Here is a 23063-nt window from a genome sequence, read left to right as displayed (position 1 = left end):
TAATATGATAAAGTGAACAATCCAAAAACAAATGGATCTTAATTACTAAAGTATTAAATATCTTATCATGTAGTCCCTGTTTACAGGAAGTAAATGCAATCATCAAATATCCCACAATCAGCATTGTCCAGCATATAGTTATAATTACAAAAGCGATGATTATCTCTGTAATCCCCATATTTTGAGCCATAGCGGCAGTAAAAACCTCAATGTAGCATAAAAATATTTTTGATAAAACTTCTATCCGATTAAGAATTAAGAATATTCAGCAAGTATAAACTATATTCTTTTATTTATTGAACAACATCGTATAAATAACGAATCCTTACATTGCTTATTAGACTAGATGCTTTGGCAATGGAGAAAGATGTTTGCTCATTAAATCATGGTTTTGTCTGTAAATGTTTTCAGCTATTTCCTTTATTCTATTTGTTATCCACATATAAGTGGTTGTTCCTTCAGAATAATCAGCCTCTGCATACATATCAATTCGCTCTTGCCTTATCAGCTCATTAACTTGTCTAAACGCGCCTTCATCTCCGTGAGGATAAATAGCAAAAGTGCTCCCCCCATGTCGCTTTACTACTGAAAATGCAGGAATATCACTTGGTCCATCAGCAATATAAATCATATTTTGAAAAGGAATTCTCCTGTCTTCTTCCGGCATTTGAGAGTTAACGTCAATTTCTTCATGGATATTAGAACCTTTATTGATTTCAAATAAAGCTCTGGTTTTTGATGTATTATCAATTGCATACCCAATTTGAGATATTTCTTTATTTACTAGTTCGGAACTTTTACTTTCTATTAAGTCTGTTTGCTTAACATCTTCGATAAATTGACATCCCCATACTCCATCAACATTTTGCATTACTACAGATCCCTTTATAATTTCAATTAATCCAGTGCTAACAATATAGTGTTCAACTTTTATGTCATATTCCCTATATTTATTTTCATTAGCAATGAAATCCTTAGTTTTAGAGAAAATCTCGGGTATATTTTTTCATTTTAGCTAATTTATAAGTCCCCCAAAAGGCATAATAAATTGAAGCCACTATAAAAGTTCATAAAAATCCATTTCTAAAGAAAATAACCACCCTCTATCAGATCCATAACAAATTATTTTTAAAACAAACTATATGTATTTCACTCATCGTAGGCTTCTAGCGCTACCGGCAACGCGGCAATCGCCTTATTGCCTACTGGCTGGGAGGGATTAATAAAACTGCACTCTTTATTTCATCTCTGGTAGCACCTAGCTCTTTCGCATGTTTTACATGAAACAGGAGCCTGATTAATAGTCCAACCGCTGCTAAAATAAGCAATCTCTTCTGTTTTGGAATCAAGGCTACTGGTCTGATCGAGTTAATGAACAGGTTCTAACCATGCTTTAGATTGTTTTGAAGCTTCTTTTAAAAAGCATTCAAATGCATTACTTACATTTTCCAAACAAATACCTCCCAAATATCTACAAAGTAAAAAACTCACATTCTAACAGCTGGCCCTATTCCTTAGGATGAGCTATAAAATGCGAGCTATATTTCTATGTCTATAGCATAAATTTTTGCGGACTACACCAACTGCTTGATTTGATAAAAAGCTACTAAACAATCCCGCTCTGCTCTACTCTAATGCTTTTTTTAAAAGCTTTAGCGAAATTGTATCGTTAATACTTTCGATAAAAGGAATATTTGCCGTATTTACACTAGCAAGAGTCCAGCTCAATAGAGCGGGTGTAAAATCTCTGTCCAAGGCACCACGATACGTAGACAAGATGCAATATTCGGCACAAAACCCACTAATGATAACGGTATCAACGTTTAGCTCATGAAGTACTTTTTCTAATTCAGTTTTATTAAAAGCATTACCATAGGTTTTATGAATACGCTGATCAGTCGGCAAAATATTGAGCGATTCTGGTAGTTCAAAGCCCGGTGTACCAGGAACTAAGCCGTTTGCTTCATCAATATGCTGTATAACAATAACTGGCAGTTTCTTTTCTCTAAAAAACACAAGGGCTTCATTAATAAAGTGAACGGCCTTGTTTAATGAAGCTGTAGTTTCTGGACTAATTTCAAAGAATTGGTTTTGGACGTCCACGACCAAAAGAGCTGGTTTCATAAAATTCACCTCATCTTAAAATAATTTCTTTATTTAAATAGCCCATTTCTCTCTATCTTGCAAATTCTTGTAGCAAAATTTTTATACCACACTTCATTCCCCTTTTTTTGCGCTACTAAATGCTTCTGATCATTTTTCCACTGTTCAATAGCTTCTAGTGAATCCCAATAAGAGACAGTAATACCAACACCACTGGCATCTCTTGCACTTTCAATTCCAAGAAATCCTGGCTGCCGTTCTACTGCCTTGATTAATTCATCACCGATCCGATTATATGAATCTAAATCTTGATCACCCATAAGAGAGGTGAAAATTACTGCATAATATGGTGTTTCCGGTGTTTTAGCAATTCTACTACTCACAAAAAAACCTCCTTGAAATGTATCTCCATTCATTTATTTCTATTTTATAAAGGAATCCCCTGCCTCAAATCGAACATATGTACTTATTTATATAAAAAAACTCTAACCGTTACTATCTGGTTAGAGTTTTTCATTGCTATTCAATTTCTTATAATCAGAACCAGCTGTCATTTCTACTAGAATTACATCAAGGCCAATTTTATGGATCTTATGCCAAGGAATCACCATATCATCGCCACGGCTGAATATACCAAAGAGACCGCCAGCGCCAGGTACGATGAGGGCCGTTAATTCCCCCTTATCCACATCAATTTCAATATCGCTGATTGTCCCTAGCCGTCTGCCATCCGATATATTAATAACGTCTTTTACTTTTAGATCCGAACTCTTGATCACGATTTCCCCCTCCACTTCACTTTTCACTACAGTATATGAAGGACAAGATAGGAACGTGACAAAAATTTAATTTTGTAAACAACGAGCTAATTTAACGACCTGTTAATGGCCTGTCAATAGCTCAGCAAAGCGGCTTTTAAAGTAAATGACTGGTTGCTCCTGGCCTGGTTGCTGCGTCGAAACTTCTGGAGCCTGCGACGTCGATGGCGTTGCTAAGCCATCAATTAAACAGAGCGGCGGGAAAAGTACACACCACCAGTTTTGACCTTGGCCGCTGCCTAGTAAAATTCGCACAGCATCATAATCGCCTGCCGGAAACAGCAGTGTGCCATAAGTACGGGCCGGAAAGGCAAAGTTGCCTTGCTGCAAGGAAGCGCTATAATCCACCGACTCCTCTTGCAAAACCTGATTGGCTACAGCTAGTATCTCCGGCTCATTTTGGGCTATAATCCGTTCAGCGTCGGCCTTGGTTACAGCTGTCGCTAACTTTTCCGTTAAGTAAGTTACCACGGCATTACGCACCTTATATTTAATCGCCTGATCTTCCTGTGAATCACTATTGGCCAAAATATGCAGGCGAACCACTTTATCAGCAAAGACGGATGCTGTTGGTTCCTTGGACTGAGCTTGTAAAAAAAAGAGCCAGCCGCCAAGAATAAAGAGTATCAGACAGCCTAATAACAATCGTTTTAGCAAATTTTCTCTCTCCCTTTTTCCGCTTTAAACATGCTTACGCATATGAGTTAACGCTGCTTTTTCCAGACGCGATACTTGCGCCTGTGAAATACCGATTTCATCAGCGACCTCCATTTGGGTTTTCCCTTCAAAAAAACGCAAAGTCAGTATGTGTTTTTCCCGATCATTTAATTTTCGCAACGCTTCTTTGATCGCCACACTTTCTAGCCAACTCATATCAATATGCTTGTCATCACTAATTTGGTCCATAACATAAATCGGATCGCCGCCGTCATGATAAATCGGTTCAAACAGAGAAATGGGCTCTTGAATCGCATCAAGAGCAAAGATAATTTCTTCGCGAGGCACCTGTAACTCTGCCGCAATTTCATGAATGGACGGTTCTCTGGCAAACTTGGCCACAAGCGAGTCTCTTACTTGCAATGCCTTGTACGCAACATCACGCATAGAGCGACTAACTCGAATTGGATTATTATCGCGCAAATAGCGGCGAATTTCACCAATGATCATCGGAACTGCATAAGTCGAAAACTTTACATTTTGACTAAGATCAAAATTATCAATTGCTTTAATCAAGCCGATACAGCCAACTTGAAATAAATCGTCGACATATTCACCGCGATTATTAAAACGCTGAATCACACTCAAGACCAGCCGTAAATTGCCATGGATCAATTCTTCTCGCAAAGGAAGCTCACCGGATTGGAGGCGTTCAAACATATTTCGCATTTTACTTGCTGAAATCACCGGGAGCTTCGCTGTATTCACACCGCAAATTTCCACTTTATTAATCAAGCTTACCACCACCTTTTTTTCCCATTTATTCAATATGTTTACTCTTATCAGTATGAACGAACTGCCGTGTTTTTATACAAAAAAAGAGAGCCTTACATCCACAGTGGACATAAAACTCTCGCTAAAATAGCAAAAAGTCATTTCTAGTCGCTTATACGTCGGCCAGAAATGACTTTTTGAATACAATGCTAAACAGATTCAAGACCTATCAATTAGCTGAGGGAAGTTAAATCAACATAAACGCCCTGAGCTGCGCCATAGAATATAACAACGCCAGTGATCGCAAATAACAGAGCTGTTACACCAACAAACAGAAGTTTATCTTGCAAAGAGACTCTATTGTTTGAAGCATGATCTTTCTCTATAACCTCACAGTAGCCATTTTCACAATATGTATGGTTCATATAATTCCCTTCTTTCCCAACAAAAATACCTTGTGAGGTTATTATAGTCCTCGTCTATTGATTTGTAAATGATAATGGTTATTGTTTAAATTTTAAATCTACACTCACTTTTTTGAAAATACAAAGTAATCGCTAATCGCTCTGGCAATCGCCCGAGAAAACTGATCCTGACCGTCGCTAGCAGCAAGCAGTTTGGCATCCGCCTCATGAGACAAAAAAGCCAGTTCAATCAGACAGGCAGGCATTGTTGTATAAGCTAACACCGAGCGATCATTGTCACCAGAAATGGTTTTAATGCCCCGATCAGCCACTGGCAGAGAATTGACGATTTGACTCTGGCTGCGCATCGCTAGTTGCGCCCCTGCCGTCGATCCCTGATAATACCACGATTCTGTGCCGCAGCTTGAATTATCCTCAGAGCTATTACAATGAATGGCTACAAACACATCATAGTCACCAGCATTGGCTTCTTTGACGATTGTATCCCCTGATTCATGCTGAAAAACCCTTGTCGCATAGCCTACGGCTTCTAAATAAGCGGCTGTCTGCTTAGCTACTGTTAAAGCAATATCACATTCCCGCAGGTTGAACCTCTCATTTACCACGCCGGGATCGGGATCGCCTGCTGGCGCATGCCCGGGGTTTAAAAACACACTAGCCATGACGGTCCCCCCTACTCTAATTGTTTCATGTGCTTTTTCATTTTTTGAATAATCCGTTTCTCCAAGCGAGAAATATAAGATTGTGATATTCCCAGAAGATCGGCTACTTCCTTCTGAGTTTTTTCTTTGCCGTCATTTAATAAACCAAATCGAAGCTCCATGATTTTCCGCTCGCGCCCAGTAAGCCGATTCATCGCTGTGTATAACAGGGTTTTATCGACTTCTTCTTCAACGGATTTATAAATGATCTCATTATCTGTTCCTAATACATCGGAAAGCAATAACTCATTGCCATCCCAGTCAATATTTAAGGGCTCATCAAAGGACACTTCAGAGCGAATCTTCGAATTCCGCCGTAAATACATTAAAATTTCGTTTTCTATGCAACGCGAAGCGTAGGTTGCGAGCTTAATCCGTTTAATCGGGTCAAAGGTATTTACTGCCTTAATTAAACCGATGGTACCAATGCTCACTAAATCTTCAATTCCCACGCCCGTATTTTCAAACTTTCTGGCGATATAGACTACAAGCCGTAGATTATGTTCAATAAACACACTTTTAACAGCCCCGTCCCCTTTTTGCAATTTAGCCATTAAAAACATCTCTTCCGCATTCGATAGCGGCGGTGGCAGCACTTCGGTACTGCCTACATAGTATAGTGAATTGGTTCTTTTAGCACCTAGGGAAAGAAGAATCGCCGTTATTTTTACTTTTACGTAAAATTTCATCATTGGCCACTTTGTAAACATAGGCCCGCCTCCTTCTTCATTACAACTCTGCCATTACGGCAGGGTGAAGCAACAATTGATAAGAACCGTCAGGAGCCAAAGGGCCGGGAACGAGGGCAAGAACCACTTGATAGGAACTCTGCTGAATCATAATCTTATCAGGACGAAACCCCATCAGCATCTCCGTTTTGACAATTCCCTGACAATAAACAAGTTCTAAACGATTAGCGATCGCCATATTTTGCTGTGATATATCGCTAAAAATTTCTTCCGGCCTTTTACGCAACCCATCAAGCAGCGAAGCTGGTAAAAACTCCCGTAATGCGCCGCTCTCTACAATTAACACCGGACGATGATCGGCTAGCGTATACAGGGCATTCCCTGTATCTAGGTAGCCTTTCAGTACAATACTGTTTTCTTCATAACAAATCGTAACAGGAAAGTAGAGTTTTTCATGGCGAAATTGCTGTAAAAAACCTTTTGACCAAATTAAAATGCAACTTCCGCCAATTACACCTCCTCCAATAATTTGTGAAAGAGTAAACTCGAAGGGTTGCGCCTCGGTCCAGGAAAACGCGGATTGCCAAAAAAAGTGCCAACCCAAAATGGCGCCGCCAAAGACAAAAGAAGTACACCAAAAAATGAGAAGCATCCGCGTCATTTGCCGCCAAGTTTGACAGACAAAGGCAATATGGACTAACAAAAACGAAAGGACTAGCTTGCTTAACGGCTCATATAGCAAAGCAAGCTGGGGCAAGACTTCACCTAGTGAATAAACAGAGCCCAGTAAAGCGGCTCCAAAGGCTCTCACAGGTAAAAAAGGCGCGCCAGAAACCCACGCTGTAAAAAATAAAATCAAGCTGTTTAAGACAAAATTTAATAAAAGCAGTTCATCAAAATAAATAATCATAAGACTGCCTCATAGATGATATGGTTTCGCTCCGGAAGCTATGCCTATTATAACAAAGGAATTGTTAAAATTTTGTAATTCGAAAGGCTAAGGAAACCGTCAAAACATGAAAAAACCAGCCAAGAAATGACTCTTGACTGGTTTTTATGTACTTATGTTGTTTTTATTAGCGGCGCATAAATGTAGGAATTTCTAAGTCGCGCCCTTTAAATTCTAAAACAGGAGCTTCACCTGCTTTAGGCGTTGGTGCTGGTTTTGCGAGCGGTTTATCAAATCCTGTAGCAATAACTGTGACGCGTAGTTCTTCTTCTAAAGATTCATCAATAACCGCACCGAAAATAATATTCGCTTCTGGATCGGCAGCATTTTGAATGATTTCTGCCGCTTCATTCACTTCAAATAAACCTAAGCTGGAACCACCAGTAATATTTAACAACACGCCTTTGGCGCCTTCAATGGAAGTTTCCAGTAAAGGGCTGCGTATCGCAGCTTCGGCAGCTACAGACGCCCGATCATCGCCTTTGCCAACCCCAATGCCCATCAGAGCAGAACCGGTTTCCAGCATAATCGTTTTTACATCGGCAAAATCAAGATTGATTAGACCAGGTACGGCAATCAAATCAGATATGCCTTGTACACCTTGCCGAAGTACATCATCGGCCATACGGAAGGCATCCATAATGGACGTGCGTTTGTCAGCAACTTGCATAAGACGATTGTTAGGAATGGTAATGAGTGTATCCACTTTTTCTTTCAACTTAGCAGTACCGCGCTCGGCCTGATTTTGACGACGGCGCCCTTCAAAGGAAAAGGGTTTTGTCACGACTCCCACCGTCAAAGCTCCGACTTCTTTCGCACACTCAGCAACTACAGGCGCAGCACCAGTTCCCGTTCCGCCGCCCATACCTGCGGTAACAAACACCATATCAGCTCCGCGCAAAGCTTTAATGATTTCTTCACGACTTTCCTGAGCCGCCTGCTCACCGACATCGGGATTTGCTCCAGCGCCAAGACCTTTAGTCAATTTTTCACCGATTTGAATCCGATTTTGAGCCTGCGACAATAAAAGCGCCTGTGCATCTGTATTTACTGCTAAAAATTCCACACCTTTAAGTCCGGCGGTAATCATGCGGTTCACGGCATTACTGCCACCGCCGCCAACTCCAATAACCTTAATCTTGGCAAACTGATCTAAATCCATATCGAATTCAAGCATGGATGATGTTCCTCCTTATATCCTTGCATGGTCATGAACCAAACATATTTTTCACTTTATTTACGACAAACTGCCAAGTAGACGGTACCTTATACTCTGGTGACAAATTATCGGCTGCATAGCAGAGCACACCATAGACTGCACTACTTGTCAGAGCTTGATATTCTTGCGGCATCCTATGAGCTATAATCACCTCTGGTTTTAAGGTAAACTGTTTTTCGATCTGCTCAATAAAACTGGATAACTGCGCACATCCCCCTGTCATATACACAGCAGCCTTCGCCCATACGTCGGCTTCCTGTGGTAGATAGTTTTTTATGTCTTCTCTCATCAGATACACTAGCTCTTCCGTGCGGCTTTCGATAATATCATGCAAAAAATCATAAGCGATTTTTTCCTTCAGCCCCATAGAGTCATCGCAATCCAACATAATATTCTGACGATATAACCCTTTATCTAATTTCGCATAATATTTTTTTATTCCTTCTGCCTGCTCTAAAGTTACTGAAAAAGCTTGTGATAAATCGCTGGTAATATAGTCGCCACCATAGGGCAAAGACGTTGATAACACAAGCTGCCCTTGCCGTAACAGGCTTACATCGGCCGTACCAGCCCCTAAATCAAAAATTAAAGCTTCCTGTTGCTTGATTTCTTCTTTTAAGCCCAAAAGAGCTGCATAAGAATTTGCTACAAAGCCGCTTACCGGAATCGACTGCCGTGCAAGCTCGGCATTTAGCTGACTTTTTAACGCTTTGGGCATGGAAATTACATGAGTTTTTACACGCAGCGAATGACAAGCCTTCCCTTGCGGAAAATCCTTGTAAACCTGCTTATCAAGACTATATTCAACAGGAATAATATGCAAAACAGCTTGTTCCGATGATAAAGCGGCTACGGACGCTCGGCAGGCTCGTTCCACATCGGATTCTGATACATTCTGCGGCTGCATCGGCGCCACAGATCCCTCCAAATTGTCTGATTGTAAAATAGCCGCACCAATTCCTACATAGGTACATTCAAACGGCCCAGCTACGGCTGTAGTGACACATTCCACAGCTTGGCGTACTGCAGCAACCACTGCGGGAATCTGCTCAAATTTACCCTTATAGTAACCTTGCATCGGCGCTACGGCACTGGCCAAAATCTCCACTTTGCCGTCAACGGCCTTTCCTGCTAATACCTTTGCCTGACTTGTTCCAATATCAATTGCTAATACTTGCCTCATAATGCCTGTGTCCCTCACTGCGAACTTGATTATGTTTCATTCCTTAATGTTTCAACATAAGAGGCGTTTTCCCTTTTTTTAGCGAGAAAAAAGCGAATATTTTCATGACATGTTCTGCCTCCGACAGGAAACAATAATAACGAAAAAACAGGAGGTGAAATGGCGCATGAAAGACTTCAAACATCCCTTATATCCCTTTTGGAATGGTAAAAATTTAGGAAATAATGACGAATTTAGTGATTTTGCCAAACAGGTGTTAGCAGAAAGTACGCCAGAGGCGCCTTGTGAAATTAGTTCCGAAACAACACCTGCTTATGAAACGGAATAAAATTGAGACAAAAGTCTTACTACTTTTAGCGCATAGAAAAGGGAGAAATAGGCAAAAGCCTATCTCCTTTTTTCTATTGCTATTTTGTTCTTATTTCTTTAAGAAATACCGTCGAATAATTGCTAAGTTCTGAAAAACTCGTAAACCAAAAGCTAACGAAGCAACATAATACAAATCAATGCCTAATCGCTCACCAATAAATACTAAACCGGCAGCAAGCAACGCATTGGTAAAAAACCCGGTAATGAAAACCGTATTATCAAATTTTTCTTCTAAAGCAGAACGCAAACCGCCAAAAACACTGTCAAGGGAAGCCAATAACGCCACAGACATGAATTTAGCATACTCTGCTGGTAAACTAAAGGGAATTAAGCTTCCTAAGATAATGCCTAAAATAAGACCGCCAATCGGTAGCATCATGATGGGCTATCCTCCTTTGGCTTTGCATAGTCAAAGCGGAAGGGGCCTTTATAGGCAGGAATCGAAATTTGCTCTTGCCTTTTCATCGTTACCTGAATACCCCAAAATTGAAGCGTCTCAACAACACCACCACGCATTTTTAGCGAATTTTCCATAGTCGCTCCGTCACCGATGGCTCGAATTTCATAAGGCGGTGAATAGCGCGTGTTGTTAACTGATAAGGTCGGACCGGCGCAACGAATTTCCGATGTAGCAATAATTCGTTGTTCATTAATGGAAATCGCTTCAGCGCCAGCAGCTCTTAGTTCATTAATCACCTTTAAAATATCTTCATCATGAATTAAATAAAGGTTAGGATTTTCACCAGGTTTTGTAGGGCGTTTACTATCATCAATAGAAACAATAATACCAGGACCCTCTAGCGCCACTACGCCTGCTCCCATACGAATATTTTGACTTTCTTTTGCTGCGGTCTCATTCCCGCTGGCTTGCCGCATTTCTTGAACTTGCTTTAACAGAGAGTCGCGCTCTTTTTCTGTTTGGTTCAGTCGTTGTGATAGATCTTCAATCCGCTGAAATGGAATTGATGAACGGATATCCTGCGTTGTACGAAATTGTACGGCAAGCATAATACCAAGCACAACACAAACAAGTGCAATGGCTACCTGTCCCTGCCTTAAGGCTGTCAAACTAGTCCTCTCCTCTCACTTTCCTGGGCTTTGAATAAATTTAATATATGGAGTAGCATACCGTAAATCAATAAATTCAGCAAGCCCTGTCTTATCGCCAATTTCACTCAAGATTTGATTCGCAAATTGGGCTTTTTCACTAAGCCGTTCTGGTTGCCCAATCCGAACTTGCACCGAATGAATCGTAAGCGCTTGAAGCTGCTGCGGATCACTAATGTTCACTTCTGACAATAAATTAAGACTTTGATCTGATAACGCACTAAGAAATTCAAGGGATTGTTTCACAGGTTCACTTTGTATTTGATCACCTACATAGAGATTTCCTAGTTTAATCCCGGTAATGATGGGTACATTCATGTTTTTTAGCGTCCGAGAAGCGGCTAGTACCATTCCCTCTTTGTCCACTTCCACAAAACCATAATTTGTCGCTATATAAGCATAAGGCTGACGTTCTGCTACCTCTAATACTAGCGTCGAGGGAAAGCTGCGGCTAATATTAACAGAAGCAATGCGCAAGTCTTTCGTGAGCCGATCCTGTACATTGGCTACGTTTAGGCGAAAAATATTTGATTTTTCCGGAATTCCCGCAACGGATAAGATTTCATCACTTGTCATATATTTATTACCTGTTACCTTGACTTCGCCAATCATAAAATAAGCCGAATTCACAAATAAATAAGCAGCGATTAAAAATAAAATGAGCATAAGTACTGCTATAACCCGGCGTACCACCATCGATCGCCGCGCTGCTCTTACATCTTTGAGCCGTTCTGATGTACTACTCACCAAGCCGCCCTCCTTTCGCCTTAGCTTCTTTTTGTATTATACCGCAGCAGGCTGAGAATATAAAATAAAAAAAGCAGCCACAAGGGCCGCTTTCCCTGTTTCTTTTATTCAACCGCCATATACAGTAATTTCTCACATAGATCGGCAAAGGATAAACCCGCTGAAGCGGCCGCTTTAGGCACTAAGCTTGTTGACGTCATACCAGGAATTGTATTCACTTCTAAAATATAAGGATTTCCCGCTTTATCCATCATGAAATCAACGCGAGCTACACCACGACAGCCAAGTAACGAAAAGGTTTGTTCCGCCAGTCTTTGAACTTTTTTCGTTGTAGCCTCATCGATGCGGGCTGGTACGATATATTCCGTAGCGCCTTTAGTATATTTCGAATGATAATCATAGCAGCCTGAATGAGGCACAATTTCGATAATTGGCAAAGCTTCAGCCGTAGTATTGCCGATAACACCAACCGTTAATTCCATGCCATCAATAAATTTTTCTACGACAATATGGCGACAATAACTAAAAGCTTCTTCCACCGCTTTCGGTAATTCATCGGCCTGCTGTAAAATATATACACCAATACTGGAACCTTGCTCTGCTGCTTTTACAACAAGGGGAAAAGCAAATTGAGCCTTGATATCGCTGCAAATAGCTTCTAACGAAGACGCGGTCTTATCATAAATCATCGAGGGCGCGATGGACAAACCTGCCGCTTCAAATAAGCGCTTTGATATACTTTTATCCATAGCCACAGCACTCGCTAAAACGCCAGAACCTGTATAAGGAAGTCCAATCATATCAAGCGCACCCTGCAACGCGCCATCTTCGCCGAATTTGCCATGAATGGCATTAAAGACAATGTCGATTTTTTCCGCTTGTAACTGATGAATAATCTGTTTTGGATCAAGATCAATGCCAACAGCCTGATACCCTTTTTCTTGCAGCGCTGACAAAATAGCGCCGCCGGTATTTAAAGAAACTTCCCTTTCGGCTGATGGTCCACCCATAACAACTGCAATTTTTTTTGTTTTCATGATTGCCTCTCCTTTTTCTGAAACAGCTTAATCAGACTCTTTACGCACAATAGCCGCACCTAATTGCTGCAGCTTTTCTTCCAATCGTTCATACCCGCGATCAATATGATACACTTGGTGAATCTCAGACGTTCCGACAGCAGCAAGAGCTGCCAGCACCAGAGCACTGCCTGCTCTAAGATCTGGCGCTGCTACACTGGCGCCACACAAATAGGGAACACCGCGAATAATCGCGGTCCGCCCTTCTACTTGAATTTTGGCTCCCATACGAATTAATTCGTCGACATGCTTAAAACGATTTTCAAAAATTGTTTCAGAAACCACGCTGGTTCCTTTAGCCACAGTCAGTACCGACAACATCGGCGCCTGTAAATCCGTAGGAAAGCCAGGGTAAGGCAGCGTTTTCACATCGATCCCGCTAAGCATTCCTGCCTGTAAGCGAATCGAGTCGGAATAATAGGAAATTCGAGCGCCTAGTTCGCGCAGTTTATCAATCACAGAAAATAAATAGGAATGATGAATATTTGTTACTTCTACATCGCCTTGTGTCACGGCTCCCGCTAACAGCAACGTGCCTGCTTCAATGCGATCAGGCATAATCCGATGCTCAGCCCCATGCAGCTTGGTCACACCGTCAATGACAATGCTATCAGTACCAGCGCCACTCACCTTGGCGCCCATAGAATTTAAAAATCGTTCTAGGTCGACAATTTCCGGCTCGCGCGCTGCATTATGCAAAATCGTTGTTCCTTTAGCCAACACAGCAGCCATCATGGCATTTTCGGTAGCGCCTACGCTGGGAAAGTCAAAGGTAATCTCATTGCCTTTAAGCTGGTCGGCCTTCGCATCAATAAACCCGCAGGATTCTTCAATCTGCGCGCCCAAATGCTCTAACGCCTTTAAATGCAAATTGATTGGGCGCGGACCAATGGCACAGCCCCCTGGATAAGACAAGCGAACTCGGCGAAACCGTGCTAAGAGCGGTCCCATCAAAAAGACCGACGCTCGCATCTCACGCATGAGCAATTCTGGAATTTCCGTTTTACTGACCGAATAGGTGTCAATGAGCATCTTGTCGCCATCGCGAACGATCTTAGCGCCAAGTAGTTCCATAATTTTTTGCATCATCGCAATATCACGCAAATCAGGAACCTGATAAAGTACGGATTTTCCTTCACACAAGAGAGCGGCTGCCATAATCGGCAATGTTGCATTCTTAGCGCCGCTTACAGCAATCCTGCCGCTTAATTGTACTTCTCCTGTGACGATAAATTTCTCCATCGTCTCCCCTCCCGGAAAAAGTACAACCACCCTTTTTTAAATCTAACCGGTATTTAAGGAACTAATTTTTCTACAAGTTCTTCACCGGCTTTATAAATATTGCCTGCTCCCATAGTCATGACAAGATCGCCTGGCTCTACAATCTCAGCTAAATAACGAGCTACTTTTTGCCAATCAGCAATATAGACAACAGAGCGATTCGTCTGTTGCTCCACTTGTGCTTTGATTGTTTCGCCGCTTATACCAGGAATTGGTTCTTCGCCAGCAGCGTATATATCCGTTAAAATTAATACGTCGGCAGGTCCAAATGCAGCGCCAAATTGCTCCTGCAACAGCTGCGTCCGTGAATAGCGATGGGGCTGGAACACACAAATAAGCCGTTTAGGCTCTGTTTGCCGCGCGGCTAAGAGTGTCGTTGTAATTTCCGTCGGATGATGGGCATAGTCATCGACAATCCAAATCCCGCCAGTTCTCGCTTTGGTCTGAAAACGCCGTTTCGCACCGCGAAATTCTGCAAGTCCTGCAGCAATCTGCTCGAAAGTAAGACCTAGCTTCAGCCCTACGGCAACAGCTGCCAGCGAATTATAAACATTATGACGGCCTGGTACATTCAGAGTAATGGTTCCCAAATAAGCCTCTTGTTCATAAACATCATAATGAGTTGTCGCACCTTGCGTGCGAATATTTTTTGCCATCATATCGGCCTTCTGTTCAATCCCATAGCTAATAATGGGACGCTCAATTCCAGCTGCCAGCGCCCGAATATGAGCATTATCAAAACATAACACTGCCAGGCCTTCTTCTTTCGGAAGACGCAGCATGAATTGACGGAAAGCTTCTAAGATATTCTCCATGGTACCGTAATAATCCATATGGTCATTTTCAATATTCGTCACTACAGCAATTTTAGGGGACAATTTCAAAAAAGAACCATCGCTTTCATCCGCTTCAGCTACTAACGAAGCGCCCTGCCCCAGCTTGGCATTGCCGCCTATGTATTCCAACTCGCCGCCGATCAAAATAGTGGGGTCTAGGCCCGCTTTTTCAACCATGAGGCCAATCATCGATGTAGTCGTTGTTTTGCCATGGGCGCCAGCAACAGCAATCCCATAACGAGATTTCATCAAAAATGCTACAATTTCAGAACGATGGAAAATCGGAATTTTCCGTTCAGAAGCTGCCACAACTTCCGGGTTTGTTTGTGCAATTGCTGTAGATACAACAATCGCGTCTACCGAGGCAACATGTTCTTCTTTATGATCGGTATGGACAATAGCTCCTAGCTTAACTAATTTTTCAGTAGTCGACGATTGACTTATATCAGAGCCGGAAACCGTATAGCCAAGCTGCAGCAAAACTGTAGCAATAGCGCTCATCCCCGAACCGCCAATTCCTACAAAGTGTATTTTCTTTAACGATGTGAGCAAAATTTTATCCCCTTTCCTACGCGCTGTCAGATACCTTATAATATGCTCTTTTACTTAGAGCCGTTCCGCCCTCTACCCGTTAGCTGCAAAGCCTCATCGGCAATGACATAGGCTGCCTGCGGCCGTCCTAACTCTTTGCTTTTTTGCGCCATCAGAGCAAGTTTGTTTGGTTCAGCAAACAACGCGTCTACTGCCTTAAGCAGTTTTTCTCCCGATAACTCCTTATCGCGAATCACCACAGCAGCGCCACGTTTTTCTAAAATTCGTGCGTTAAACTCTTGATGATTTTCAGCGGCATAAGGATAGGGAACTAAAATAGCCGGAATTCCCTTCGCTGTAAGTTCTGCAAGACCAATAGCGCCAGCACGAAAAATCGCTAAATCAGCACAGGCAAGAGCTTCCGGCATATTGTGCAAATAGGGCACGACCTTAATATTTCCAGTTTCTTCCGTGCCTATGCCTTTTTCTGCTAAAATTCCAGCTATGTTATTATACTCGCTCTGACCTGTTACGTGCAAGATTTGCTTGTCCTTATCGTGCTGCAGCGCTTCATGTAACGCAATCACAGCTAGATTAATCGTACGGGCGCCGCGACTGCCGCCAGAAACTAAAATCGTTTTTTTCTGTGGATCAAGGCCTAAAGAGCGATAAGCGGCCTCACGGTCAGCCGTCAGGACATTCGGACGAATGGGATTTCCTGTAACAAAAACCTTTGAAGAATGATTAAATGATGCCGCCGCTTCCTCATAACCTACAGCAACGCGATCAACAAATCGCGATAAAATCTTATTCGTAACACCGCCGACGACATTTTGCTCCTGAATCAATGTGGGCTTTTGGAGCAACGCCCCAGCCAGCAAGACCGGTCCGCAAACATAACCGCCCGTACCGATAATCATATCGGCGCCAAACCGACGAATCAGCTTCGCAGCAGCCACAACACTATACATCGCTTTAGCAGCCACCGTCAGGTTATGCAGCGACAACCGCCGTTCAAAACCTGCTACTTCAATTGTCGCAAGTTCATAGCCCTCCAGAGGAATAATATTAGATTCTAACCCTCGTTTTGTGCCGATAAATAAAATCTCGCAAGACTCACCGCGCTCTGCCAGCCGTTCCTCAAGAGCTTTGGCAATCGTAACAGCCGGATAAATATGACCGCCTGTCCCACCGCCTGATAAGATAATACGCATAATATAACCTCCAGCTCACAAGCTGACATATCTTGATATATTTAGTAAAACTCCAACGCCAGCCAACGTGAAAATCAACGCTGACCCGCCAAAACTAATAAACGGAAGTGGAATCCCAGTGACAGGCATGGATGCTGTAACAACCGCCATATTCATTAGCGCCTGTAACACAATCATCGTCGTAAGGCCGGCAGCAAGCAGACTCCCATACAAATCTGGTGCGGCCATAGCAATACGAAAGCCACGCCAGGCAAACAAAAAGAACAAGACGAGTACAGTAACCGTACCGATAAATCCCAACTCTTCGCCTAAAATGGCAAAAATAAAGTCAGTATGAGGCTCAGGCAAATATAAAAATTTTTCCCGACTGCGCCCAAGGCCTACGCCAAATAAACCGCCTGAACCGATTGCATACAAGGATTGAATAATATGATATCCCGTATTTAATGGATCAGCCCAGGGATCGCTAAAAGCTAAAAGGCGTTTTAAGCGATAAGGCTCAAGCAATATAGCTGTAATAATTCCAGCTACCCCAGTAATTCCTAGTGAAACAAGATGGGACAGCTTTGCCCCAGCGGCAAACAGTAGAATAAAAACCGTTCCGCCAATGGAAAGAGCTGTGCCAAGATCCGGTTCTTTTAGAATTAACCCAAAAACAAGCAGTAAAATCAGTAATTGCCCTAAAAGGCCGTGGCGAAAACTACTTATTTTATCTTGCACCTTTGTTAAACTATGAGCGCAAAAGAAAACCATACTGAGTTTTGCTATTTCTGAAGGTTGTAGATAGACAGAACCAAAACCAAGCCAGCGTCGTGCGCCATTGACGACGCGGCCCAACCCAGGAACAAGCACCAAAACCAGCAGCAAAATGGTCGCAACTAGCAAAGGCACCGCTAATTTCCGCCAATTATGATACTCTATGTTCATGGTAAAACCAAGCGTCACAAGTCCCAAAAAAGCCCAGATAATCTGTCGCTTTAAGAAATAATAACTGTCATGAAAATTGGCATAGGCCGAAATGGCGCTAGAACTATAAACCATAACAATTCCCATAGCGAGTAAAGCGATAACAGAAAAAAACAAAATCCCGTCAGGCGATTTGTGTCGAGTGACCAAAGAGACCGTCCTCCTTATTGTTTGGAGCGTACAAGCTCCTTAAAGACCCTGCCTCTTTCTTCATAGCTTTTAAACATATCATAGCTAGCACAGGCAGGTGATAATAATACAATATGCGGCGGACGAGCAATTTTATGCGCTAAATCTACAGCTTCTGCAAAAGAACCAGCTTCATGAATGGAGGAAATACCCTGTGCCACAGCAGCCGCTTTAAAGCGATCCTTGGCTTCTCCGAGCAGAATCAAATGCTCTACCTTTTCTTTAATTAAGGTCATAAATTCTGTAAGATCTGTATTTTTATCACGACCGCCTGCCAGTAAAATAATATGGCCGTCAAAAGCTTCTAGCGCTTTTATAGACGATTCTGGATTTGTTGCTTTCGAATCATTGTAGTAAGGAACGCCTTGAATTGTCACTACAGGCTCAATGCGATGCTCTACCCCTTCGAAGCTTTCTAGTACATCCACAATATCGCCAATCGAAACACCCGCCAAATAAGAAACAGCAGCCGCAGCTAAAACATTTTCTACATTATGGGCGCCGGGAATTTTCAAGACCGACAGCGAGCAAAACTGCAGTTCTTGCCCCTGCCAGGAAATATGCATCTGATTATTTTTTACATAAATTCCCTGTGATAAAATTTCTTTGCGACTAAAAAAGCAAACTTGCCCTTTCGCTTTGTCAGCCATCTTGCGCACAATCGGATCATCATAATTTAAGACCAAGAAATCTTTGTCGCTTTGATTGGCAAAGAGTTTTTCTTTCATGGCAATATAATTATCCATCGTTTTATGACGATCGATATGATCTGGCGTAACATTTAAAATGGCCGCTATATGGGGCTTAAAATCTTTAGCCCCTTCCATCTGAAAGCTTGAGATTTCAGCTACAACAAGTCCTTCTTTACTAATTCCTTCAACTTCAGCCGACAGGGCCTGACCGATGTTTCCCCCTACAACCACTTCTTGCTTATGTTTTTTTAGCATTTCGCCAATGAGAGTCGTTGTCGTTGTTTTACCATTCGTACCTGTAATCGCCAGAATCGGCGCCGGACAAAGCTGGTAGGCAATTTCCACTTCGCTTAACACAGGAATCTGCCGCTTTTGTGCTGCCGCTACAAAAGGAATATAGATAGATACGCCTGGTGAAATAACGACAAAGTCTACATCATCTAACAGCGCTTCCTCTTGATTGCCAATGGCAAGTTTGATGCCTAACTCTTGTAAAAAAGTAGGATCTTTCTTTAATTTTTCCAAAGGGCTGCTATCGCTTAAGGTTACATGAGCGCCCTGATGATGTAAAACTTGCGCTACAGAGATACCACTGATTCCTGAACCGAGCACAATTACTTTCTTATCCTTAAAATCCATTGTTATTTACCTCCTTGACTTAAAAGCAATATAGTTAAGGCAATTACACTAAAAATAAGCCCTGCCGTCCAAAAAACGGTTACTACTTTCTGCTCAGACCAGCCAGACAACTCAAAATGATGGTGAATCGGGCTCATCTTAAACACACGACGACCCGTAGTTTTAAAAGAAGCGACTTGAATCATCACGGAAAGTGTTTCAATTACGTATACACCGCCCACTAGAACAAGCAAGAACTCGGTTTTTGTCATGACAGCCATAGCCGCCAAAGCTCCGCCTAAAGCCAGAGACCCCGTATCGCCCATAAACACTTTTGCCGGATGCGCATTATACTTTAAAAAGCCGAGACAAGCGCCAGCTACGGCCAAAGCAAACGCGGCCAGGGATATTTCGAAAAAATAATAGCAGATAAAAGCGTAAGCAGCCGCTGCTATTACTGTCGTTCCGGCAGCTAGCCCATCAAGCCCATCCGTTAAATTTACGGCATTGGTCGTTCCTACCAGCACTAAAAAAATAAGTACGTAATAAAACGGTCCAAAGTCGAGATCGGTTCCTAAGAAAGGAATCCAAATATCGGTGCCGCGACCAAAAAACGCCGTAGCTACATAGCAGAGGGCAAAAGCCATAATAATTTGACCCAATAATTTTTGTCTGGCTTTAAGACCTAAATTGCGTTTGAGAACCACTTTAATAAAATCATCTAAAAATCCTAATAGACCATGACCAAGCGTCAAAAATAAGGCAAGCCATACTTTGCTGTCTGTCGGAAAAAATATGAGCATCGGCAAAGTCAGTGCGACAAGAATAATAATACCGCCCATGGTTGGCGTACCCGCTTTAGCCATATGGCTCTTGGGGCCTTCCTCTCTGATGCTTTGTCCAAATTTCAACCGTCTCAGCAGGGGTAAAAATAAGGGACCTAATACAAGTGCTGTCACTAAGGCAATAATACCTGATCCATACATAGAATAACCTGTTTCTACCATAAATATTGACCCTCCATAACATCAAAGCAGCTTAGTTTTGAGAAGATGTGTCTCGCAATGATGCAATGATTTGTTCCATTTTCATACCACGCGATCCCTTAACTAAAATAAGGTCTTCTGGCGTAAGCTTAGATCGTAACACAGCCACCACTTCGCCATGATCTTTGCAAGTATAAACAGCGGTGAGACCGGCTTCTTTTGCCCCACTAGCAATTTCTGCACCTAATGCACCGAGTGTCACAAGCAAATCAACAGTCTTAGCCGCTACAGCCCCTACCTGGCGATGTAGCATCACCGATTGTTCGCCAAGCTCTAGCATATCAGCAAGAACAGCGACTCTACGCCCAGAATGAATCGTTTTCAGCGTCTCTAAGGCGCTTTTCATCGAAGCAGGGCTCGCATTATAGGCATCATTAATCACTTGATAAGGGCCAGCAGCTTCCATGGCAAGACGCATACCGCTTGGTGAAAAATGCAGCATTCCCTGAATGATCGCATCACTTGTTAAACCAAGTTTTTGCGCTGCCGTAATTGCTGCTAAAGCGTTTAATACATTATGCTCACCCAAAGCTGGTACAACAACTGCAAAAGTCTCAGCAGCAGTCATACAGTCAAAGGTGATTTTATCGCGAGACATAACCACATTTTGGGCACGAACTGACGCGGTTTCAGCAAGACCAAACGTTGCGACAGGCGCTTTCGCAACGGAGTCCATTGCGGCAACATAAGGGTTATCGTTATTTAATACAACAAAACCATCGGCAGCAATTGCCTCGACGAGTTCCGCTTTTGCCGCCGCAATATTGTCTAAAGACCCTAAAAGTTCAATATGGGTTTCTCCGACTGTCGTTACAATAGCCGCAGTTGGCGCTGCAATCGCCGCCAGTTCAGCAATTTGTCCCCGGCCGCGCATTCCCATTTCAACTACAGCCACTTGCGTTTCACTCGTCAAAGCTAAGAGCGTCAGTGGCAAACCAATCTCATTGTTATAATTTCCTGGCGTTTTTACAACATTCCATTTTTCGGCTAAAATTGCCGCAAGCATATCTTTCGTCGTTGTTTTGCCATTAGAGCCAGTAATGGCAATAACCGGAATAGCAAAGCGCCGCCGATGAAAAGCAGCTAGATCCTGCAGTGCCTTAAGCGTATTAGCGCATAAAATCGTTGTTACCGTACTAGCTACAGGCCGATCCACAATCACCGCTGCAGCTCCTTTGGCAATGACATCAGCAATAAACGCATGACCGTCAAAGTTTTCCCCTTTTAGAGCGACAAACAGACTGCCGGGAACGACTTTTCTGCTATCAGTATACACGCCAGTAAACTCGGTCAAATTTACTTGACCGAGTTTTGTGCCGCCTGTAGCGCGGCAAACCTCTTCTAGCGTAAAATTAGCCAATTAGTTCAACTCCTTTAAAATTTCACGCACCACTTGGCGATCGTCAAAATCAATTGTTTTGTCTTTTAAAATCTGATACGTTTCGTGGCCTTTACCTGCAATCATGACTATATCATGCTCACAAGCCAAGCGCAAGGCGGCGCCAATGGCTTCCCGTCGATCGGGAATCATATGGTACTCTTTCTCCGGCGTTAAAACAGCTTCAATGCCAACAGCAATTTCTTGTAGTATCGCCAAAGGATCTTCACTACGAGGATTGTCGGAAGTGGCAATTACCACATCAGAATACTCTGTCGCCAATCGTCCCATAATCGGCCGTTTGGTGCGGTCACGATCGCCGCCGCAGCCAAAAACCGTAATAATGCGTCCTTCAGAAATTTGTTGTGCTGTCTTTAGAATATTCTCCAGACCGTCTGGCGTGTGAGCATAATCGACGATCACCGAAAAATTCTGTCCGGCATCAACAAGCTCAAACCGACCAGGAACCGTTGTGAATTTTTCTAGGGCGCTTTGAATGACTGCCGGTTTAACATTCTCGCCAAGACCCGCGCCAATGGCTGCTAACGTATTGTAAACATTGAAAAGGCCCGTAATCCGCAGACGCAGCGCAATAGAACCAAAGTCGCCTTTGGCGCTAAATTGCATTTGCCGCGCTTTCACAGCGATATCAACAGCTTGCAAGTTTCCTTTGCCCTGCGCTGAATAGGTAAAAACCTTGCTGTTTTTTACTTTTGCCAGCATGGCTGCGCCAGCTTCATCGTCGCCATTAATCACAGCCCATTTATTATCTTTCGTCGCATTTTCGCCAAGTCCCTTAAATAAAAGAGCTTTCGCTTCACGGTAATTTTCTAAGGTTTTATGATAGTCAAGATGATCTTGTGTCAAATTCGTAAAAATAGCGCCGTCAAACTCGCAACCAGCTACTCGCTGCATAGCCAAAGCATGGGAAGAAACTTCCATCACGACATAATCCATCGAAGCTTCGACCATTTCACAAAGCAGCTGTTGTAAGTCGATTACATCAGGCGTTGTGTTTTTTACGGGTAGCGCCTTTTCGCCAATTAAAGTTTGGATAGTTCCAATCACGCCAACCTGATAGCCAGCCTCTAGTAAAATCTGCCTGATTAAGTAGGTTGTTGTTGTTTTCCCATTCGTCCCCGTTACGCCAATCATGCGCACTTTGCGAGCAGGGTAATCGTAAAAATAAGGCGCTGCCGTTTGCATCGCTTCACGCGTGCTGGCCGTCTTAATAACTGTAAGCTCCTGAGGAACTGCTACGTCTTCTTCCACCAGGACCGCAACAGCGCCAGCCTCTTTGGCTTTCGCAATAAAGTCATGACCATTGACATGAGCTCCCTTGAGACAAATAAACAAACAGCCTGGCGTTACTTTTCGCGAATCATAGGCTAGTGATTGAATGATAAGATCTGTTTCTCCCTGAACAACCGTCCCGGAAATATGTTGTAAAAGTTCTTGTAATGTTTTTGCCATACAAAGGGCCTCCCTTAATGTA

25 protein-coding genes are annotated in these 23063 nt (G+C 42.8%); 1 reads left to right on the top strand and 24 read right to left on the bottom strand.

Annotated elements, in window-relative coordinates; all coding sequences use genetic code 11:
• Positions 1 to 337: 337 nt before the first annotated feature.
• The 12 genes from AC0MXB_RS04625 to AC0MXB_RS04570 all read right to left on the bottom strand — a co-directional run bounded on the left by AC0MXB_RS04625 (position 338) and on the right by AC0MXB_RS04570 (position 9518).
• Positions 338 to 871 carry a hypothetical protein gene (locus AC0MXB_RS04625; protein ID WP_474038437.1) on the bottom strand — a complete coding sequence of 178 codons (534 nt, stop codon included), beginning with the start codon at positions 869 to 871 and terminating at the stop codon, positions 338 to 340.
• 755 nt (positions 872 to 1626) lie between these two features.
• Positions 1627 to 2124 carry a cysteine hydrolase family protein gene (locus AC0MXB_RS04620; RefSeq protein WP_474038436.1) on the bottom strand — a complete coding sequence of 166 codons (498 nt, stop codon included), beginning with the start codon at positions 2122 to 2124 and terminating at the stop codon, positions 1627 to 1629.
• Between the two features lie 29 nt (positions 2125 to 2153).
• Entirely contained in the window at positions 2154 to 2486 is a 333-nt protein-coding gene (locus AC0MXB_RS04615; RefSeq protein ID WP_474038435.1) for an antibiotic biosynthesis monooxygenase family protein, read from the bottom strand.
• A gap of 120 nt (positions 2487 to 2606) precedes the next feature.
• Positions 2607 to 2882, bottom strand: coding sequence for a YlmC/YmxH family sporulation protein (locus AC0MXB_RS04610; RefSeq protein ID WP_474038434.1), 276 nt, complete (start codon positions 2880 to 2882; stop codon positions 2607 to 2609).
• A gap of 102 nt (positions 2883 to 2984) precedes the next feature.
• Positions 2985 to 3578, bottom strand: a complete 594-nt coding sequence (spoIIR, locus tag AC0MXB_RS04605; protein WP_474038433.1) for a stage II sporulation protein R — start codon at positions 3576 to 3578, stop codon at positions 2985 to 2987.
• Positions 3579 to 3602: 24 nt separating this feature from the next.
• Positions 3603 to 4382, bottom strand: coding sequence for an RNA polymerase sporulation sigma factor SigG (gene sigG, locus AC0MXB_RS04600; RefSeq protein ID WP_474038739.1), 780 nt, complete (start codon positions 4380 to 4382; stop codon positions 3603 to 3605).
• Positions 4383 to 4585: 203 nt separating this feature from the next.
• The gene (locus AC0MXB_RS04595; protein WP_474038432.1) at positions 4586 to 4777 is read right to left on the bottom strand and encodes a hypothetical protein; all 192 of its coding nucleotides are present in this window, start codon (positions 4775 to 4777) and stop codon (positions 4586 to 4588) included.
• A 104-nt stretch (positions 4778 to 4881) separates the two neighbouring features.
• Positions 4882 to 5439 carry an N-acetylmuramoyl-L-alanine amidase family protein gene (locus AC0MXB_RS04590; protein ID WP_474038431.1) on the bottom strand — a complete coding sequence of 186 codons (558 nt, stop codon included), beginning with the start codon at positions 5437 to 5439 and terminating at the stop codon, positions 4882 to 4884.
• Between the two features lie 11 nt (positions 5440 to 5450).
• Positions 5451 to 6188: an RNA polymerase sporulation sigma factor SigE gene (sigE, locus tag AC0MXB_RS04585; protein WP_474038430.1), complete on the bottom strand. Its 738-nt coding sequence runs from the start codon at positions 6186 to 6188 to the stop codon at positions 5451 to 5453.
• A 19-nt stretch (positions 6189 to 6207) separates the two neighbouring features.
• Positions 6208 to 7077 (bottom strand): sigma-E processing peptidase SpoIIGA, encoded by an 870-nt coding sequence (locus tag AC0MXB_RS04580; RefSeq protein WP_474038429.1) that lies wholly within the window; start codon positions 7075 to 7077, stop codon positions 6208 to 6210.
• Between the two features lie 166 nt (positions 7078 to 7243).
• Entirely contained in the window at positions 7244 to 8293 is a 1050-nt protein-coding gene (gene ftsZ / locus AC0MXB_RS04575) for a cell division protein FtsZ (RefSeq protein WP_474038428.1), read from the bottom strand.
• Between the two features lie 31 nt (positions 8294 to 8324).
• Positions 8325 to 9518, bottom strand: a complete 1194-nt coding sequence (locus AC0MXB_RS04570) for a cell division FtsA domain-containing protein (protein ID WP_474038427.1) — start codon at positions 9516 to 9518, stop codon at positions 8325 to 8327.
• Positions 9519 to 9684: 166 nt separating this feature from the next.
• Between AC0MXB_RS04570 and AC0MXB_RS04565 the strand changes: the two genes are divergently transcribed.
• Entirely contained in the window at positions 9685 to 9846 is a 162-nt protein-coding gene (locus tag AC0MXB_RS04565; RefSeq protein WP_474038426.1) for a hypothetical protein, read from the top strand.
• A 90-nt stretch (positions 9847 to 9936) separates the two neighbouring features.
• Here AC0MXB_RS04565 and AC0MXB_RS04560 read toward each other — a convergent pair whose 3' ends face one another.
• The 12 genes from AC0MXB_RS04560 to AC0MXB_RS04505 all read right to left on the bottom strand — a co-directional run bounded on the left by AC0MXB_RS04560 (position 9937) and on the right by AC0MXB_RS04505 (position 23041).
• The gene (locus AC0MXB_RS04560; RefSeq protein WP_474038425.1) at positions 9937 to 10266 is read right to left on the bottom strand and encodes a small basic family protein; all 330 of its coding nucleotides are present in this window, start codon (positions 10264 to 10266) and stop codon (positions 9937 to 9939) included.
• Positions 10263 to 10955, bottom strand: a complete 693-nt coding sequence (locus AC0MXB_RS04555; protein WP_474038424.1) for a DUF881 domain-containing protein — start codon at positions 10953 to 10955, stop codon at positions 10263 to 10265. The genes AC0MXB_RS04560 and AC0MXB_RS04555 overlap by 4 nt, the downstream gene beginning before the upstream one ends.
• 15 nt (positions 10956 to 10970) lie before the next feature.
• Positions 10971 to 11741: a cell division protein FtsQ/DivIB gene (locus AC0MXB_RS04550; protein WP_474038423.1), complete on the bottom strand. Its 771-nt coding sequence runs from the start codon at positions 11739 to 11741 to the stop codon at positions 10971 to 10973.
• Between the two features lie 104 nt (positions 11742 to 11845).
• On the bottom strand, positions 11846 to 12778 hold the full coding sequence (locus AC0MXB_RS04545) for a D-alanine--D-alanine ligase family protein (protein ID WP_474038422.1): 933 nt from the start codon (positions 12776 to 12778) through the stop codon (positions 11846 to 11848).
• Between the two features lie 27 nt (positions 12779 to 12805).
• Positions 12806 to 14059 carry a UDP-N-acetylglucosamine 1-carboxyvinyltransferase gene (gene murA, locus AC0MXB_RS04540; RefSeq protein ID WP_474038421.1) on the bottom strand — a complete coding sequence of 418 codons (1254 nt, stop codon included), beginning with the start codon at positions 14057 to 14059 and terminating at the stop codon, positions 12806 to 12808.
• A 53-nt stretch (positions 14060 to 14112) separates the two neighbouring features.
• On the bottom strand, positions 14113 to 15486 hold the full coding sequence (gene murC, locus AC0MXB_RS04535; RefSeq protein ID WP_474038420.1) for a UDP-N-acetylmuramate--L-alanine ligase: 1374 nt from the start codon (positions 15484 to 15486) through the stop codon (positions 14113 to 14115).
• A 50-nt stretch (positions 15487 to 15536) separates the two neighbouring features.
• On the bottom strand, positions 15537 to 16679 hold the full coding sequence (gene murG / locus AC0MXB_RS04530) for an undecaprenyldiphospho-muramoylpentapeptide beta-N-acetylglucosaminyltransferase (RefSeq protein WP_474038419.1): 1143 nt from the start codon (positions 16677 to 16679) through the stop codon (positions 15537 to 15539).
• A gap of 15 nt (positions 16680 to 16694) precedes the next feature.
• A complete protein-coding gene (spoVE, locus tag AC0MXB_RS04525) occupies positions 16695 to 17795 on the bottom strand; it encodes a stage V sporulation protein E (protein ID WP_474038418.1) in 1101 nt (366 codons plus the stop codon).
• 14 nt (positions 17796 to 17809) lie between these two features.
• Positions 17810 to 19165 (bottom strand): UDP-N-acetylmuramoyl-L-alanine--D-glutamate ligase, encoded by a 1356-nt coding sequence (murD, locus tag AC0MXB_RS04520; RefSeq protein ID WP_474038417.1) that lies wholly within the window; start codon positions 19163 to 19165, stop codon positions 17810 to 17812.
• Positions 19166 to 19167: 2 nt separating this feature from the next.
• Positions 19168 to 20151, bottom strand: coding sequence for a phospho-N-acetylmuramoyl-pentapeptide-transferase (gene mraY / locus AC0MXB_RS04515; protein WP_474038416.1), 984 nt, complete (start codon positions 20149 to 20151; stop codon positions 19168 to 19170).
• A 31-nt stretch (positions 20152 to 20182) separates the two neighbouring features.
• On the bottom strand, positions 20183 to 21550 hold the full coding sequence (locus AC0MXB_RS04510; protein WP_474038415.1) for a UDP-N-acetylmuramoyl-tripeptide--D-alanyl-D-alanine ligase: 1368 nt from the start codon (positions 21548 to 21550) through the stop codon (positions 20183 to 20185).
• Positions 21551 to 23041, bottom strand: a complete 1491-nt coding sequence (locus tag AC0MXB_RS04505; RefSeq protein ID WP_474038414.1) for a UDP-N-acetylmuramoyl-L-alanyl-D-glutamate--2,6-diaminopimelate ligase — start codon at positions 23039 to 23041, stop codon at positions 21551 to 21553.
• Positions 23042 to 23063 lie beyond the last annotated feature (22 nt).

It is taken from the genome of Pelorhabdus sp. sgz311001 (genome assembly GCF_055901755.1).
This window is presented reverse-complemented; position numbering and strand designations above follow the sequence as displayed.

Excerpts from the sequence above, each read along its gene's own strand:
- AC0MXB_RS04545 (WP_474038422.1), bottom strand. The coding sequence starts at position 12,778 with ATGAAAACAAAAAAAATTGCAGTTGTTATGGGTGGACCATCAGCCGAA.
- sigE (WP_474038430.1), bottom strand. The coding sequence starts at position 6,188 with ATGTTTACAAAGTGGCCAATGATGAAATTTTACGTAAAAGTAAAAATA.
- murA (WP_474038421.1), bottom strand. The coding sequence starts at position 14,059 with ATGGAGAAATTTATCGTCACAGGAGAAGTACAATTAAGCGGCAGGATT.
- AC0MXB_RS04505 (WP_474038414.1), bottom strand. The coding sequence starts at position 23,041 with ATGGCAAAAACATTACAAGAACTTTTACAACATATTTCCGGGACGGTT.
- AC0MXB_RS04570 (WP_474038427.1), bottom strand. The coding sequence starts at position 9,518 with ATGAGGCAAGTATTAGCAATTGATATTGGAACAAGTCAGGCAAAGGTA.
- mraY (WP_474038416.1), bottom strand. The coding sequence starts at position 20,151 with ATGGTAGAAACAGGTTATTCTATGTATGGATCAGGTATTATTGCCTTA.
- ftsZ (WP_474038428.1), bottom strand. The coding sequence starts at position 8,293 with ATGCTTGAATTCGATATGGATTTAGATCAGTTTGCCAAGATTAAGGTT.
- AC0MXB_RS04560 (WP_474038425.1), bottom strand. The coding sequence starts at position 10,266 with ATGATGCTACCGATTGGCGGTCTTATTTTAGGCATTATCTTAGGAAGC.
- AC0MXB_RS04590 (WP_474038431.1), bottom strand. The coding sequence starts at position 5,439 with ATGGCTAGTGTGTTTTTAAACCCCGGGCATGCGCCAGCAGGCGATCCC.
- AC0MXB_RS04595 (WP_474038432.1), bottom strand. The coding sequence starts at position 4,777 with ATGAACCATACATATTGTGAAAATGGCTACTGTGAGGTTATAGAGAAA.
- murG (WP_474038419.1), bottom strand. The coding sequence starts at position 16,679 with ATGCGTATTATCTTATCAGGCGGTGGGACAGGCGGTCATATTTATCCG.
- AC0MXB_RS04625 (WP_474038437.1), bottom strand. The coding sequence starts at position 871 with ATGCAAAATGTTGATGGAGTATGGGGATGTCAATTTATCGAAGATGTT.
- murD (WP_474038417.1), bottom strand. The coding sequence starts at position 19,165 with ATGGATTTTAAGGATAAGAAAGTAATTGTGCTCGGTTCAGGAATCAGT.
- AC0MXB_RS04620 (WP_474038436.1), bottom strand. The coding sequence starts at position 2,124 with ATGAAACCAGCTCTTTTGGTCGTGGACGTCCAAAACCAATTCTTTGAA.
- AC0MXB_RS04565 (WP_474038426.1), top strand. The coding sequence starts at position 9,685 with ATGAAAGACTTCAAACATCCCTTATATCCCTTTTGGAATGGTAAAAAT.
- AC0MXB_RS04580 (WP_474038429.1), bottom strand. The coding sequence starts at position 7,077 with ATGATTATTTATTTTGATGAACTGCTTTTATTAAATTTTGTCTTAAAC.